Source organism: Pseudoflavonifractor gallinarum (assembly GCF_014982855.1).
Taxonomy (GTDB): Bacteria; Bacillota; Clostridia; order Oscillospirales; family Oscillospiraceae; genus Pseudoflavonifractor_A; species Pseudoflavonifractor_A gallinarum.
This window is the reverse complement of the sequence record NZ_JADCKF010000001.1, coordinates 263,153-278,631: the sequence shown is the minus strand read 5'-3', so window position 1 is coordinate 278,631 and position 15,479 is coordinate 263,153. Positions and strand designations below refer to the sequence as shown.

At 60.1% G+C, this 15,479-nt stretch carries 14 protein-coding genes; 5 read left to right on the top strand and 9 right to left on the bottom strand.

What is annotated here, in order from left to right; translation table 11 throughout:
* Window positions 1-14: 14 nt before the first annotated feature.
* Both INF37_RS01315 and ptsP read left to right on the top strand, forming a co-directional pair.
* Window positions 15-278, top strand: coding sequence for an HPr family phosphocarrier protein (locus tag INF37_RS01315; RefSeq protein WP_101692327.1), 264 nt, complete (start codon window positions 15-17; stop codon window positions 276-278).
* 27 nt (window positions 279-305) lie between these two features.
* Window positions 306-2,027, top strand: coding sequence for a phosphoenolpyruvate--protein phosphotransferase (gene ptsP / locus INF37_RS01310; RefSeq protein WP_328821001.1), 1,722 nt, complete (start codon window positions 306-308; stop codon window positions 2,025-2,027).
* Between the two features lie 66 nt (window positions 2,028-2,093).
* Here the strand turns inward: ptsP and INF37_RS01305 are convergent, their stop codons facing one another.
* A complete protein-coding gene (locus INF37_RS01305; RefSeq protein WP_193535908.1) occupies window positions 2,094-3,692 on the bottom strand; it encodes an MBL fold metallo-hydrolase RNA specificity domain-containing protein in 1,599 nt (532 codons plus the stop codon).
* A gap of 55 nt (window positions 3,693-3,747) precedes the next feature.
* On the bottom strand, window positions 3,748-3,960 hold the full coding sequence (locus INF37_RS01300) for a hypothetical protein (RefSeq protein WP_193535906.1): 213 nt from the start codon (window positions 3,958-3,960) through the stop codon (window positions 3,748-3,750).
* Window positions 3,961-4,132: 172 nt separating this feature from the next.
* Here INF37_RS01300 and INF37_RS01290 point away from each other — a divergent pair, with 172 nt between their 5' ends.
* Window positions 4,133-5,788, top strand: coding sequence for an S-layer homology domain-containing protein (locus tag INF37_RS01290; protein ID WP_328821005.1), 1,656 nt, complete (start codon window positions 4,133-4,135; stop codon window positions 5,786-5,788).
* A gap of 116 nt (window positions 5,789-5,904) precedes the next feature.
* Here the strand turns inward: INF37_RS01290 and INF37_RS01285 are convergent, their stop codons facing one another.
* The 3 genes from INF37_RS01285 to INF37_RS01275 form a co-directional block, all read right to left on the bottom strand.
* Window positions 5,905-6,111, bottom strand: a complete 207-nt coding sequence (locus INF37_RS01285) for a PspC domain-containing protein (protein ID WP_101692331.1) — start codon at window positions 6,109-6,111, stop codon at window positions 5,905-5,907.
* A 145-nt stretch (window positions 6,112-6,256) separates the two neighbouring features.
* Window positions 6,257-8,392 carry a sensor histidine kinase gene (locus tag INF37_RS01280; protein ID WP_193535902.1) on the bottom strand — a complete coding sequence of 712 codons (2,136 nt, stop codon included), beginning with the start codon at window positions 8,390-8,392 and terminating at the stop codon, window positions 6,257-6,259.
* A 21-nt stretch (window positions 8,393-8,413) separates the two neighbouring features.
* On the bottom strand, window positions 8,414-9,115 hold the full coding sequence (locus INF37_RS01275) for a response regulator transcription factor (protein WP_101692333.1): 702 nt from the start codon (window positions 9,113-9,115) through the stop codon (window positions 8,414-8,416).
* Window positions 9,116-9,406: 291 nt separating this feature from the next.
* Between INF37_RS01275 and INF37_RS01270 the strand changes: the two genes are divergently transcribed.
* Together INF37_RS01270 and INF37_RS01265 are read left to right on the top strand one after the other, a co-directional pair.
* Complete coding sequence (locus tag INF37_RS01270; protein WP_235964116.1) at window positions 9,407-10,477, top strand: DmpA family aminopeptidase; 1,071 nt, start codon at window positions 9,407-9,409, stop codon at window positions 10,475-10,477.
* Window positions 10,470-11,786, top strand: coding sequence for a sodium-dependent transporter (locus INF37_RS01265; RefSeq protein WP_193535900.1), 1,317 nt, complete (start codon window positions 10,470-10,472; stop codon window positions 11,784-11,786). Before INF37_RS01270 ends, INF37_RS01265 begins: the two co-directional genes overlap by 8 nt.
* 43 nt (window positions 11,787-11,829) lie before the next feature.
* Here INF37_RS01265 and INF37_RS01260 read toward each other — a convergent pair whose 3' ends face one another.
* The 4 genes from INF37_RS01260 to INF37_RS01245 form a co-directional block, all read right to left on the bottom strand.
* Window positions 11,830-13,140, bottom strand: coding sequence for a [Fe-Fe] hydrogenase large subunit C-terminal domain-containing protein (locus tag INF37_RS01260; protein ID WP_193535898.1), 1,311 nt, complete (start codon window positions 13,138-13,140; stop codon window positions 11,830-11,832).
* Window positions 13,141-13,171: 31 nt separating this feature from the next.
* Entirely contained in the window at window positions 13,172-13,594 is a 423-nt protein-coding gene (locus INF37_RS01255) for an ATP-binding protein (RefSeq protein WP_101692337.1), read from the bottom strand.
* A 5-nt stretch (window positions 13,595-13,599) separates the two neighbouring features.
* Complete coding sequence (locus tag INF37_RS01250; RefSeq protein WP_101692338.1) at window positions 13,600-13,941, bottom strand: DRTGG domain-containing protein; 342 nt, start codon at window positions 13,939-13,941, stop codon at window positions 13,600-13,602.
* Between the two features lie 227 nt (window positions 13,942-14,168).
* The gene (locus tag INF37_RS01245) at window positions 14,169-15,353 is read right to left on the bottom strand and encodes a DEAD/DEAH box helicase (RefSeq protein WP_101692665.1); all 1,185 of its coding nucleotides are present in this window, start codon (window positions 15,351-15,353) and stop codon (window positions 14,169-14,171) included.
* Window positions 15,354-15,479: the final 126 nt, after the last annotated feature.

The window sequence follows — 15,479 nt, the reverse complement described above, 5'->3', positions numbered from 1 at the left end:
AGGAAGATCTGATTATGGTATCCGCCAAGACTACAATCATCAACCCCATGGGCATGCACATGCGTCCCGCGCAGCTCTTTGTCAAGACCATCACCCCCTTTGGCTGTGATGTCACCGTGATCGCCAACGGCCGCGAGATCAACGCCCGCAGCATCATGAACCTGATGGCCGCCTGCATCAAGCAGGGCACCGAGATCGAGATCTGCTGCAACGGCTCCAACGAGGCCGACTGCCTCAAGGCCGCCGTGGCGCTGGTGGAGTCCGGCCTGGGCGAATAAGAGCCCGATCAGCCGGGAGAAAGGAACATGACTATGACGTTACACGGTGTGGGCGCCTCCGCAGGCATTGGAATCGGCACAGCGGTCTGCGTGCGGGAGCAGAATCTGGACTATACCTCCGTTCCCTTTTCCGGGGCGGAGCAGGAAAAGGCCCGGCTGCGCGCGGCGGCAGACCTCTTTACCCAGCGCACCCAGGCCATGGCCGATGACATAACCAACCGCTTGGGGGAGGCCGAGGCGGCCATCCTCACCGGTCAGATCATGATGCTGGAAGACCCCTTCATGCTCTCCCAGATGGAAGAGGCCATCGACGCCGGCAAGTGCGCCGAGGAGGCCCTGGACACCGTCTGCCAGACCTTTATCGCCATGTTTTCCGGGGTAGAGGACGAGCTCATGCGCCAGCGCGCCGCCGATATCGGCGACATCCGCACCCGGATGCTGGGTATCCTGCTCCACGCCGAGAGCGTGGATCTGGCCGCCCTGCCCGAGGGCACCGTTCTGGTGGTCCACGATCTGACCCCCTCCATGACGGTGAGCCTCTCCAAGGAGCATGTATGCGCCATCCTCACCGAGGTGGGCGGACAGACCAGCCATTCGGCCATCCTGGCCCGGGCCCTGGAGGTCCCCGCGGTACTGGGCGTGCCCGGTCTGCTGGACGCCGTCCAGGACGGTATGACCGTGGCAGTGGACGGCACCGAGGGCGCCGCGCTCCTCTGCCCGGACGAGGCCACCCTTGCTGCCTTCCAGGCCCGCCGGGACAAGTGGCTGGAAGAGCGGGCTCTGCTCCAGGTCTATCGGGACCGGGATACCCGCACCGCCGACGGCCGGCATGTGGACCTCTACGCCAACATCGGCAGCGTAGCCGACGCGAAAGCGGCCGCCGAGGCGGGCGCCGAGGGGATCGGACTCTTCCGGACCGAGTTTCTCTTCATGGACCGCACCGCCCTGCCCGATGAGGAGGAGCAGTACCAGGCCTACGCCCAGGTCTCCGACCTCATGGCGGGGAAAGAGGTCATCATCCGCACGCTGGATGTGGGCGGCGACAAGGGCATCGCCTATCTGGAGATGGAGCGGGAGGAGAACCCCTTCCTGGGCCACCGGGCCATCCGCTACTGTCTGGACCGCCCCGACCTCTACCGGGTGCAGCTGCGGGCCCTGCTCCGGGCCGGCGCCCGGCACGGGAATATCAAGATCATGCTCCCCCTGGTCTCCGGGGTGGAGGAGGTCCGGGGCGCCCGGGCGCTTCTGGAGGAGTGCAAGACTCAGCTCTCCGCCGAGGGTTTGGCCTTTGACCCCCACATCTCTTTGGGCATCATGGTGGAGACGCCGGCCGCGGCACTCATCGCCGACTTGCTGGCCCGGGAGGCTGGCTTCTTCTCCATCGGTACCAACGACCTGACCCAGTACACCATCGCCGTGGACCGGGGCAACGCCAAGGTGGAAAAGCTCTACACCTGCTACCACCCGGCCGTCCTGCGCAGCATTCGCTCGGTCATTGCCGCGGGAAAGGCCGCCGGAATCCCGGTGGGTATGTGCGGCGAGGCCGCCGCCGACCCCCGCATGATCCCGCTGCTCCTGGCCTTTGGTCTGGACGAGTTCAGCGTCAGCCCCTCGTCCATCCTGGCCGCCCGCAAGCAGATCGCCGATTGGAACGGTCCGGACGCCCTCCGGACCGCGGAACAGGCCATGGCTCTGGACACCGCCGCCCAGGTCTCTGACTTCCTGGCTCAGGCAAGTGCCTCTCTCTAAATGAACAAGACCGGCCCCCGCTCCTTCAAGGAGCGGGGGCCGGTCTTCTGTTGTTCCCGTGTATGCTCAGCGATCCCACTTGTCGATGAGGGCGCGGAGCTGGTCGGCAAATTTGGCCAGATCCTTGTTGGCGCCGCCCCGGTTGTGGGCGATGACCTCCATCAGGCGGCGGCCCGTCTCCTCCAGACGGCGATAGGCCGGGGAGGCCGAGTCCGCCACATAGACCGGCTTGGACTCCAGCACGATGCCGGGCGCCACGATCCGCCCGGTCAGCAGATCATAGACCTCCTCATAGTTGGCCGAGTGGGCCGAGAAGCCCCGCTCCCGCAGAGTCTGGGCATAGATCTCGGTGACATCCTTGTCGCCGTGGACCACAAAGACCTCTTTCGGCTTGGGCTCAAAGGCGCCGATCCACCGCAGCAGGCCGTCCCGGTCGGCGTGGGAGGAGAGGCCGTGGAAGTTGACGATGCGGGCCTTGACGGCGATCTCTTCGCCGAAGAGCTTGACCGACTTTACCCCGTCCAGCAGGCGGCGTCCCAGGGTGCCCTCGCCCTGATAGCCCACGAAGACCACGGTACACTCTTTTCTCCACAGGTTGTGCTTGAGGTGGTGGCGGATCCGGCCGGCGTCGCACATGCCGGAGGCCGAAATGATGACCTTGGGGGTCTGATCCAGGTTCAGATTTTTGGACTCCTCACTGGTCTCCGTAATGTTGAGTCCCGGGAAGCGGAAGAGGGCCCCGCCCCGCAGGGCCTCAATGGCCTCTTCATCCAGATAGCCGTGCAGGTCTCCGGAGAAGATCTTGGTGGCCTCACCGGCCAGCGGAGAATCCACGTAGACCGGGAAATTGGGGACCGATTTCACCATGTGCTGCTCCTTCATCTCCCGGATGAAATAGAGCAGCTCCTGAGTGCGGCCCACGGCAAAGGAGGGAATGATCACATTGCCCCCCTGGCCCAGTGTCTCGTCAATGATCGCGGCCAGCCGCTCGGTATACTCGGGGTCCTCCTCCATATCGTGGTTGCGGTCGCCATAGGTGGATTCCGTGAGGACATAGTCGGCCTCCCGGATATACTGGGGATCCCGAATGATGGGCTGGTCCCGGTTTCCGATGTCGCCCGAGAAGACGATCTTCCGTGTCTCATCTTCCTCGGTAAGCCACACCTCTGCGCTGGAGGAGCCCAGCAGGTGCCCGGCATCGGTAAAGCGCACCTTGACGCCCGGCTCGATCTCCAGCACATCCCCGTACTCACAGGTCACCACGTGGGAGAGGGCCGCTTCGGCGTCCGCCACGGTATAGAGGGGCTCCACCAACTCCTTGCCCGCGCGCTTACCCTTCTGATTCTGCCACTGGGCGTCGCTCTCCTGGATATGGGCCGAGTCCCGCAGCATGATGGAGAGCAGCTCTCCGGTCAGGCGGGTGCAGTAGATATTTCCCGTAAAACCCTGTTTGACCAGCAGCGGGATCCGCCCGGAGTGGTCGATGTGGGCATGGGTCACAATGACATCGTCGATATAGCCGGCGTTAAAGTCCAGCTCCCGGTTATCCCGCTCGTCTCGTCCCTGCTGGAGTCCGCAGTCCACCAGAATTTTCTTTCCGCCGCACTCCACGCAGTGGCAGCTTCCGGTCACCGCCTTGGCCGCGCCAAAAAACGTCAGTTTCATACCCCGCCTCCTTGTACATTTTGTACAATCATTGTACCCTATTCCGCCTCTTATGTCAATCGCAGCTGCGGAGGGCTTCCTCCAGGCGGCGTTCCAACGCCCGGTAGGAGGGGCAAAAGACCTTTCGCCCCACGGCCCGGGAGAGGGCCTCGTTCCAGAACGGCAGGGGGTAACGCTCCCCCTCCTGTAAGACCAGCAGCGTCCACAGCCACAGGGGAGAGGGCTTTGCCCCCAGCCGCTCCAGCCGGGCAAGGATCGGATTTTCCACACCATATCACCTCTTGGCAGTCTATGATACCCGGCACAGCGTGGTCGACTGTCCCGGTATTGTTTTAAGCACACCACTATGCAGCCTGCATATTGTATCGAAGTCCTCCATTCAATATAATGAAATAAATTTAGAAGGAGGTATTTTTCTATGAAAAAAAGGCGCCTCATCCATTTGGGCATCCATACTCGCCGGTGCCCTGTGTCTCTCTCTTTTCCCCGCAACCGCACTGGCCGCGGAGGGAAGCCTGTCCAATTTTAAACGTACCATTCCCTATACCAGCGGACAATTCACAGACGTATCGTCCGATGCGTGGTACGCCGAAAGTGTACGCTCTGCCTGTGAATTTGGCCTGCTCTACGGCAGCAGTGCAACCACGTTTACGCCCTCCGGAAATGTGAGTCTTGCCCAGGCCATTGCCCTGGCCTGTCGTCTTCATAGTATTTACTATGCGGACCAGGCCGTATTCTCAAACGGAGCCACCTGGTATCAGCCTTATATTGACTATGCCATTCAGAATGGGATCCTGACTGCCGGCACCTATTCCGACTACAATGCAAATGCGACCCGCGCCCAATTTGCATCCATTCTGGCCGCTGCGCTGCCGGAATCTGCCCTCGCCCCCATCAATGACATTACTTCCATCCCCGATGTCTCCGCTGCGGACAGCTATGCCGACGCCGTCTATCGCCTCTACAATGTCGGCATCATCAAAGGAAAAGACCGCTACGGGACCTTTGCGCCGGAAAGCTCAATCCAGCGCGCCGAGGCGGCCACGATCGTCACGCTCATGGCCGACCCTTCCATGCGCACATCCTTCACGCTGGACTTCAAGCTCACACCGCAGGCCCTGCAGGGTGTTTGGCGCTATGAGGAGCGGGACCCCGATTCCGACTACGTGGAATACCGGGAGCTGATCTTTGACGGAGAAGAGTCCATCCGCATTTTCTATCACGAAAATTACAGCGGCATAGATTACACCGTCCCTAAAACCGGCTATGATCTGTATAGCCGCGGCCGGGTAACCACAGAAGAGAAGGCCACCTTCACCAATCCGAATGCCTCGGCCGCCGCCTATGCGCAGTGGGGTATCTTTACCAATGATTTTGTGGACTGGCGGGGCAGCGGTGACGCCAAACGCCTTACTGGGCGGATCAGCGACTATGTATCGGAACTCAATTTGGAGGAGGGGTATCTGGTTTTGGTAGACATGGCCTATGTCTCTCCCACATATCGCCGCTATGAGCGTGTCTCCACCGAGCCGGTCTCCGATCTGCGTACCGGTGCGGAAAGCCAGATCAAAAATCTGGACGCACTTCTCGCCACTCCCGTTCCCACCCCAAATCCCGAGCCGGAGACGCCGGAAGAACCGGTACAGGCGGATCCCATTTCCTTCGGCACCATATCTCTTCAGTATATCTATGACCGTCTGAAATTCCCCAGCACGATGAACGTGGTGGAGATGCGCTATGGTCCCTATGACCGTGTTGCCTACTATGCCAATCTGCCCGATCGGACCAAGCCCAGCGGAAATATTCTCAGCCTGAACCATGATTACTATGTGGTCAAAGTAACGCTTCAGGCCGCCAACTCCCTGGGCGCCCTGGTCACGGATACCTATGTATTCCTGTTTGACCTGACCACCGGAAAAACGATCTATGACTTTGAAAATTGGGCCCATGAGCGGGTGGAAATGTCCTGGGGCGCCACCAAGTCGGAATACATGAGTCTGGAGAGTGAATCGCTTTTCCTGGCCGCCTCCGTAAAATTCCAGCTCTTTACGGAAGAGGAGACCCAGAGCATTGTCCGCACCGTTACCTCCGGATAAAGAAGCACACTGTTCTGCAAAAAATTTGGCCCCCGCTCCTAACGGAGCGGGGGCCTTGGCATATCCATCCAAAAATGCTGGCAGCCGTATTTGATTTGGATCCAAATTCCTCCCGCTCAGCTTCCCGGGTAGAGGGTGCTTTTACGGGGCAGGAGGAACGCCGCAATGAGATAGAGGATCAGCGCCGCCCCCTTGAACCACATCAGCAGTACCATCACCACCCGTACCAGGGTGGGGTCCAAGTTAAAATACTCGGCAATGCCGCCGCACACGCCAAACAGCAGGGCCTCCCGGCCCTCTGTCCGATAGAGCTTCTTTTCCATGAGCTTGCTCTCCTTCCATAGGGTGCAGGGACACATCCGCCCTTCCGCACCGTTTTCCTTGTCTCTAAGATACCAGACGAGCGTTAAAGGATCGTTCGTCCTGTCTTAAAATTGGATAAAAAGGAGATAAAGAATCTCTGATGCCTCACAAAAGCATCTCGGATTCCCCACTCTGTTCCGGCGGGGAAAGGGGCTCCTCCGGCGCGGCCGGCAGCGAGACCTCCGCTTTGAAGAGATCGCCGTCAATATCCAGCCGGAAGGAACCGCCCTGAAGCTCCGTCAGGCTCCGTGCAATGGAGAGTCCCAGTCCGGAGCCCTCCGTACTGCGGGCGGTGTCGCCCCGCACAAACCGCTCCATCAGCTGTTCCGGCGGGAGATTGAGGGCTGCCCGGGAAATATTCTTCACCGTCAGAAATACCCGCCCATCCCGTGCCGACAAATCCAGGTAGACCCGGGTGCCGCTCAGGGCATATTTACAGCAGTTCCCCAGCAGATTGTCAATGACCCGCCACAGGTGGCGGCCGTCGGCCAGAATGACCCGGCTGCCATCGCCCTGGTCCAGTACAGGGGTCAATCCGGCCTGGGCAAATTTCTCCTCATATTCTCCCATGGCCTGCTGCACCAGCTGTCCAAAGTCCAGCCGCTCCAGCGACACGGGCAGTGTCCCCGTGGAGGCCTTGGACGCCTCCACTAGGTCCTCCGTCAGCTTTTTCAGCCGCTGGGACTTCCGGTCCAGCACCTCCAGGTACTCCAGGGCCTTGGGCTCGGTGATCCCCACCTTTTTGAGCAGATCCACATAGTTGATGATGGAGGTGAGCGGGGTCTTGAGGTCGTGGGAGACATTGGTGATAAGCTCGGCCTTGAACCGCTCGCTCCGCAGCCGTTCCTCCACCGCATGGGTGATGGAGACCCCCAGGGCGTTGAGCTGTTGGGCGTGCTCTTTCAGGTCCCGGTACATCCCCCTGGTGTCGATCTGCACCTCGCTGCCTCCGCTGACGATCTCCTCCGCCGCGCTCCGGATCTCCTTCCACTGGCGCACCCACCGGCAGATGCCCCAGAGCACCAGTCCCTGATAGACCGGAATCAGAATGATGGTCGCTCCGGTCAGCACAGTGCCCACCAAATAGAGCAGGAAAATCCACACGGCCCGCCGGGTGATGGGCCAGTGGAGCGTTACCTCCCGGAAGAAATGCCCCACCCTGGCGCACAGATGCCAGCACAGGGTATTGCGCAGCAGAATCCCGTTTTTCCACCGCTTCATGGTGCTCATAAGCGCCGCCAAAACCAGGCCCACTTCGGCCATGGTCAGCACGCCCAGGCCAATGACCGCCCGGAGAGAAAGCCCGTGCTGGTTGATGTTGGTGGTGATGGGATCTCCCGCCGCCTGCGGGATGCAGAAAAGGAAGCTCGCCCCCAACAGGTAGAGCTCATAGGGGATCCTGTCCTGCCAGGAGAGGGGCAGCATTTGACTTTCCTCGGAACAGAATGCGATGCTCCTCCAGAGCCACACCAGCCCCACCAGGGTCAGTGTCAGGGAGATGAGACACAGCACCGTGACCGGTCCCAGCCAGTTCTGGATCCCGTCATAATTCTCCTTCGCCGTCCAGATGGAGTCCCGCACGGTCAGGGGATCGGTCACACCGCTCTCCACCACCAGGCTCGCGGTGTGGACGCGGCTGTCCTGGTCCTCGGTCCAGATCCACCGCTCCATGTCTGTGTCGTAGGAATAACCATATTGTCCCGCTCCGGCTGCGTCTGCCGGGACCACGGGACTGAATTCCACATACTTTTCTCCGGTCCAAACCTGGAGGATCTCATAACTGTCGGTATTGTCCCAGCGGCTTTGATCCTCATTGTACAGCTCATCCCCCTGGGTCACCGTAAAGGAGTAGGTATCCTGTCTGGCCAGATCGTCCAGGGTCTGCTCCTGATCCAGATTGCTCCACAGGATGGTCCCGTCGTCCAGCCGTACCCGGAAGCGGTAGTTGGTCTGCTCCGCCCGGAGCTTTTTCTCGATCTGCTGCAGCTGGAGCTCTTCCAGATATTCCAGGTCCTGTCCCCAGGTCTCCCGAAGGCGCAGCATCATGCCCTGCTCCACCGTTGCCCGGTAGGGCCACAGGGCGCTATACAGGCTGCCGCTCTGATAAAAATCACCGGCGGACCACAGATCGTCCCACCGGGACACCAGCAAAATACTGGACCAGAAGGCCAGTGCGCCGCACACGATACACAGTGCAGCGGCACAGCCCTTCCGAAATCCTCTGTTATGCTTTGCCCCCATGGGCGCCCCTCCCGTTCACGTTTAGATTTTTTCCATTTTATAGCCCAGTCCCCACACCACTTTGATGTACCGTGGGTTGGCCGGGTCGATCTCTACCTTCTCGCGCAGGTGCCGGATGTGTACCGCCACCGTGTTCTCCGAGCCCAGCGAGGGGTCGTTCCACACCTGTTCATAGATCTGCCCGGTGGAAAAGACCCGCCCGGGGTGCTTCATCAGCAGAAGAAGGATGTTGTACTCGATGGGGGTGAGGGAGACCCGTTCCCCATCCACGGTGACCGACTTGGCATTATCGTCCATCGTAATGCCGCCGTTGGAAAAAACGGCGCTGTTGTCCTCCGCCACCTTGCTGCGTCCCCCCAAGGTCGTGTACCGCCGCAGCTGGCTCTTGACCCGGGCGATGACCTCCACCGGATTGAAGGGCTTGGTGATATAGTCATCGGCGCCGATGTTGAGGCCCAGGATCTTATCCGTATCCTCGCTCTTGGCGGTGAGGAGGATGATGGGGATATTCGTGCTCTCCCGCAGCTTGGCGGTGGCCCGGATGCCGTCTAGATTGGGCATCATAACGTCCATGAGAATCAGATGGATGTCATGCTCCTTCACCATCTCCAGAGCCTCCAGTCCATCATAGGCCTTTACGGTGGCATATCCCTCGCTGGTCAGATAAATATCCAGGGCCGAGACGATGTCGCGGTCGTCATCGCAGATGAGAATGTTATACATGGCGCAGTTCCTTTCTCCTGATTGTAGTATACCGCCCCTTTTTTAAGAGACGGAACGGAAGTCTTTTAAGAAGCCTTTAAATTTCTCCATCGGATACGTCCCCATTTTACCCTATCTGTGGGAGAAAAAGCAATGGAAAGCCCAATCCCTCTTTCCACAGCACTTTTACACAGTAGCACACCTATGTATTTATGTTTTGCGCTGCTAAAATCTTCGATTGACTTTCCGCATCCTTTCCGGGATAATAGGGGAGGCAACACCCCATTTGCTTTACCAAAGGAGGAACCGACCTTGCATCAGCTCCGTGCGGCCGACTACGGCCTGTGTGTGGGCTCGCTTCCCAAGGGCCCCCACAACCGCATCACCGATGTGCCCGGCGTCACGGTGGGGCACTGTACGGTGGATACGCCCGCCCATAAGACGGGGGTGACCGTCCTCTTTCCCTGTCCGGAAAATCCCTTTGTCCACAAGTTGCCCGCCGCCGCCTTTGTCCTCAACGGCTTTGGAAAGAGCGCGGGACTTATGCAGATCCAGGAGCTGGGCACCCTGGAATCTCCCATTGCCCTGACCAATACCCTCAACGTGGGCCTGGTCCACGATGCGCTGGTGGAGTACATGGTCCGCCGCTGTGACCGCGAGGGGGTGTCCATGCGCTCGCTCAATCCGGTGGTGTGTGAGTGCAACGATTCCACCCTCAATGACATCCTGCACCGGGCCGTGGGGGAGAAGGAGGTCTTTGCGGCCATGGAGGCCGCCGGGGCCGACTTTGCCGAGGGCGACGTGGGCGCAGGCAAGGGCATGGTCTGCCACGATCTCAAGGGCGGGATCGGCACCGCCTCCCGCTGCCTGGAGGTGGATGGAAAGACCTATACCCTGGGCGTCCTGGTCCTGGCCAACCACGGCAACCTGCGGGATCTGACCATCGCGGGGGAGCATATCGGCCCCCAGCTGGAGGAGCGCCTGCGCGTGGGCCAGACCGAGGACCAGGGTTCCTGCATCGCCATCGTGGCCACCGATCTTCCCCTGGATGCCCGCCAGCTGGAGCGGGTCGCCAAGCGGGTCAGTGTGGGGTTGGCCCGGCTGGGCTCCTACATCGGCCACGGTAGCGGGGAGGTCTTTTTGGCCTTCTCCACCGCCAACGCCTACGATCCCCGCGCGGAGGAAAAAATCCGCACGGTCTCTGCCTTCCGGGAGGACTCCATGGACCTTCCCTTCCAGGCTGTGGCCGAATGTGCGGAAGAGGCGGTGCTCAACGTGCTCTTTACCGCCCGCACCGTCACAGGCAGTCAGGGCAAGACTGTCCACGCCCTGACCGAGCTTTGGACCCCAAACACTTCCCAGGAGGCTTTCACTCATGAGTAAACAGACAAAATCCGGCCAGTTTACCAGCTCCGTCGGCTTCGTGCTGGCGGCGGTAGGCTCCGCCGTGGGCATGGGGAACATCTGGCTCTTCCCCTACCGCGTGGGCCAATATGGCGGCGGCGCCTTTCTCATCCCCTATTTCCTGTTCGTGGCCCTGTTCAGCTATGCGGGCCTGTCCGCCGAGTTTGCTCTGGGCCGTCTGACCGGCACCGGTACCTCCGGCTCCTTCGACTATATCCTCAAGCGCCGGGGACTGCGGGGCGGCTCCATCATCGGTATCATGCCGCTGGCCGGTGTGCTGGGCATCGCCATCGGCTACTCGGTGGTCGTGGGCTGGGTCCTGCGCTACTGCGCCGGGGCTATCACCGGCTCGGTTCTGCAGGGAGACGCCCAGGCCTATTTCGACACCCTAGCCGTGGACTTCGGCTCGGTCCCCTGGCACATCATCGCCGTGGCTCTCACCGCGCTCATCCTGATCCTGGGCGTCGAGGGCGGTATTGAGAAGATCAGCAAATTCATGATGCCCACCTTCTTCGTCCTCTTTGTCATCATCGCGATCCGGGTCTTCTTCCTGCCCGGCTCGGCAGGCGGATATGCCTACCTCCTCAAGCCGGACTGGAGCTATCTGGCCAATCCCAAGACCTGGATCTACGCCATGGGACAGGCCTTTTTCTCCCTGTCCATCAACGGAGCCGGAATGCTGATCTACGGCAGCTATATGCGCAAGGATGAGGACATCATCAAGCACTCGGGCTACACCGCTATTCTGGATACCATTGCCGCGCTGCTGGCCGGCTTTGCCATCCTTCCCGCGGTCTTTGCCTTCGGCATCGACCCCACCAGCGGCCCCTCCCTCATGTTCGTCACCCTGCCCCAGGTCTTTCAGAAGATGCCCGCCGGACAGCTCTTTGCCATCATCTTCTTCATCTCGGTCTTTTTTGCCGGAATCACCTCTCTGGTGAACATGATGGAGGCGTGCAGCGAGGCCCTGTCCAACCGGCTGCACTTCTCCCGTACCGCCGCTGTGATCACCATCTCGGTCATCGTCTTCGGCGTATCGGTCTTCCTGGAGTCCCTGCCCAAGATGGGCTCTTGGCTGGATGTGGTCACCATCTATATCTCCCCCTTTGGCGCAGTACTGTGCGCGGTGTTCATCTATTTCCTGCTGGGGATCGAGCCCCTGCGGGAGGAGCTCAACCGCGGCCGTTTGAAGCCGCTGGGCCGTTCCTTCCCGGTCATCGGCTATTTCTACGTCCTGGTTTCCGCCGTAGTTGTGATCTGCGGTATTGCCATGGGCGGTATCGGTTAATCAAAAAGGCGCTTACCCAGTTGGGTAAGCGCCTTTTTTGCCTTTATTCTGTTTCCGCCTTTTTCTGCCGGAAGGGGGGAGGGAGATAGACATCCGTCCCGCCCGGTCCTGCCACATCCCGCATACGCTCCCGTACCCGGAAAATGCAGTCGTCCAGAGAGGCCCGCCCCAGCACCACATCCTCCGCAAAGGCATGGCAGTTGGGTGCGCCGCAGGAGCCGCAGTGCAGTCCCGGCAGGCGGGACTCCAGCGCCTCGATCCGCAGGTGCTTGGCCATGGCCTCCGCCCGGTCTTCATCCAGACGGAAGGCAGGACTATACTGAAGGATCCGGCTGAATTGCAGATCCTTCTCCTCCTCCTGACTCAAAGGCTGGACACATCGGTCCACCGGCTGCTGCTTCATCATCCGGCGGATCCGCATACGGGCGGCATATGGGTTCTCCACAGTCAGACAGCCGCCCACACACCCCTGGGTACAGGCCGAAAGCTCGATGAACTCCACCTCGGGCTGGCGGCCGTCTTCAATCTCCTCCAGCATCTGGATGGAATTCTCAATTCCATCCACCGCCAGATACTTATTGGACCCCCGCGCATGACATTCCCCGCTGCAGATGGCCACGCCGATTCCGGTTGCACCGGCCGAGAGCATAGGCTCCGGCTCTTCCAGCAGCTCCATGGCCCGCAGCAGCGGGATATAGATGTCACGGATCGCAAAAGCGCCGTCCAGCACCGGGGACTCCAGTCCCTCCGGCCGGTGGCAGGCCGTGGCCTTGGCCGGACAGGGGACGATGGCAAAGACCCCGATTTCCTCCGGCGGCAGTCCCGTTTCCTTCTCCGCCTCCCGGCGGGCCAGGGTGGCCGCCAGCTCCATGGGCAGGATGAGGGGGTCAATGTGCTCAATGAGCCGCGGGAAACGGATGCGGATCAGCCGCAGGATGGTGGGACAGTTGGCCGAGATCAGGGGCACGGGGCTTTTTTCCTCCGTCCCCCGGCGGGAGGTGTATTCCGCCAGCAGCTCCGCTGCTTTGGCGGCCTCAAACACTTTATGAAAACCGATTTTTTTCAGTCCGTTCAGCACCAGGTCGATGTCCCACATGTGCTGAAACTGACCATAGAGGGCAGGTTCCGGGATTGCTACACAGTAACGGTAGTCACGCAGCCGCTCCAAATTATCGCTCACCGATTTAATGGCGCGGTGGGGGCACACCTGGATGCAGCGCCCACAATCGATACACCGGTCCGACAAGATCAGAGCCTTTCCCCGCCGGACCCGGATGGCCTCGGTCGGGCAGTTCTTGATGCAGGTCGTGCAGCCCCGGCAGCGGTTCCGGTCCAGGACAACAGAGTGCTTCATCGCAGTATCAACTCCAGGTTCCACGCAGGCATCATCCGATCTTGAGCTTCATGGTGACCACGGTCCCTTTGCCCACCTCGGTCTCAATGTTCATCTCGTCAGAGTAGCGCTTCATATTGGGCAGGCCCATACCGGCGCCAAAGCCCAGACTGCGCACCTCGGGGCCGGCGGTGGAATACCCCTCCTCCATGGCCTTTGCCACGTCGGGGATGCCCGGACCCTCGTCGATCATTTTCAGGACGATCTGGTCCAGCGTAACCTCCACCTCGGCGCGCCCGCCGTTGGCGTGGATGACCATGTTGATCTCACCCTCATACATGCAGATCGCTGCCTTGCGGATGACATCGGACGGAAGGCCCAGCTTCTTCAACGTCATCTTCATCTTGCTGGAAGCCTCACCAGCCTCGATGAAGTCGCCTCCCTCCACAGGGTATACCAATTTAACAGGTTCCATCGGATCTAATTCCCCCTTAATCCATTGCTGTAAAGCAGCCCGCAGGCGCTGTACATACGCTCGCCGCAGGTCATGACCACAATGCCACGCTCCTGCGCCATCTGAATAATGTCCTCATCCGGGCGCTTGCCCCGGACAAAAACGATGCACTTGATGTCCGTCATCTCTGCCGTACGCACCACCTGCGGGTTGACCAGACCGGTCAGCAGCAGATTTTGGTTATGGACAAAGGCCAGCACATCGCTGAGAAAGTCGCTTCCGCAGGCAGAAACGACCTCCTGATCTAACCGGTCCTCTCCACAGAGAACAATGGCATTGAGGACCTCCTTAACCTGATGCAGTTGCATAAAAAGACCTCCGCTTCGTGGAATATATTGAAAAGTAAACTTGGAGTTCTAGCTATTTGGTATTTTACCACAGAACGCCGAACGGTGTAAAGAATTTCTTCATAGAAGTTGACACAAAGCGGTAAAATCTCTGAAAAAGCAAATCTTTTTCCGTAATTCGGAATCCTAAGCAAAATGGCTGTGCCCGCGGCATCGCCGCGGGCAGCTCTGCTTCCTCGAAAGGCGGCTTACGCCTTTTCCTCCACCAGCATCAGGCATCCGTCCTGGTCATAGCGCAGGCGCTGGATCTCGGCCTTGGTATTGCTGACAATACTGTCCATCCGGATCCCCTCGGTGATGTTGGCCACAAAGGTATAGGCCACTCCGTGGCGCTTGGCGCGGCCGGTCCGGCCGATGCGGTGTGTATAATTCTCCATCTCATCGGGCACATCATAGTTAAAGACCGCATCCACATCGTCGATGTCCAGTCCCCGGGCCGCCACATCGGTGGCCACCAGTACCCGCAGCTCGCCCTTCTTGAACTTGTCCAGGGTACGCTCCCGCACCCGCTGCTGAATGTCCCCGTGGATGGCCTCACAGGAGATCCCGCGCATCTTCAGAAGCCCCGCCAGGCGGTCGGTCATGTTCTTGGTATTGCAGAAGGCGATGGCCCGCTCATACCCGCCGTGGGTAATGAGAGCGGCGATGGTATCCAGCTTCTGCTCCCGGTTGTCCAGATCGATCCGGTACTGCTGGATGTCGGGCTTGGAGTCCTCCACCGGGCGGACGGTGATCTCCACCGGGTCGCGCTGGTAGACCCAAGAGATGTCCATGACCTCTCGGGAGATGGTGGCCGAGAACATGCCCATATTCTTCCGGTGCTTGATCTGATCCAGGATGCGGGTCACATCCCGCACAAAGCCCATGTCCAGCATCCGGTCGGCCTCATCCAGCACCACGGTCTCCACCTTGTCCAGCCGCACGGTGCGCCGCTTCATATGGTCCATGAGTCGGCCCGGAGTGGCCACCACGATCTGGGGCCGCTTCTTGAGCTGGGTGATCTGCTTTTCAATGGGCTGTCCGCCGTAGAGGCAGGCCACCCGCACGCCCTCCTTGAAGGCACACAGATCCCGCAGCTCATCCTGGATCTGAATGGCCAGCTCCCGGGTGGGGGCCAGGATCAGTCCCTGCACATCGGTGGATTCCGGGTCGATATGCTCCACCATGGGAATGCCGAAGGCAAAGGTCTTGCCCGTTCCCGTGGGGGCCTTGGCGATCACGTCTCTCCACTGCATGAAGTAGGGGATAGCGCCCGACTGCACCTGTGTGGCCTGCACATAGCCCTTCTTCTCAATGGCCTTCATTACGGCCTCGGAGAGCCCGAGGTCGGCATAGTTGGACAGGCCTTCCACCTGTTCGCCGTTGATTTCCATCATAATACGTTCCTTCCTTTCGCTGTGCCCGATTCAAGGTCCCCATCCATCGGCACACACGTCCGGAACGCCGTTTTCCCGGCGCGACCTCAAATCACAGGGAAGGTTTCTCCCCCGGCTCATTTG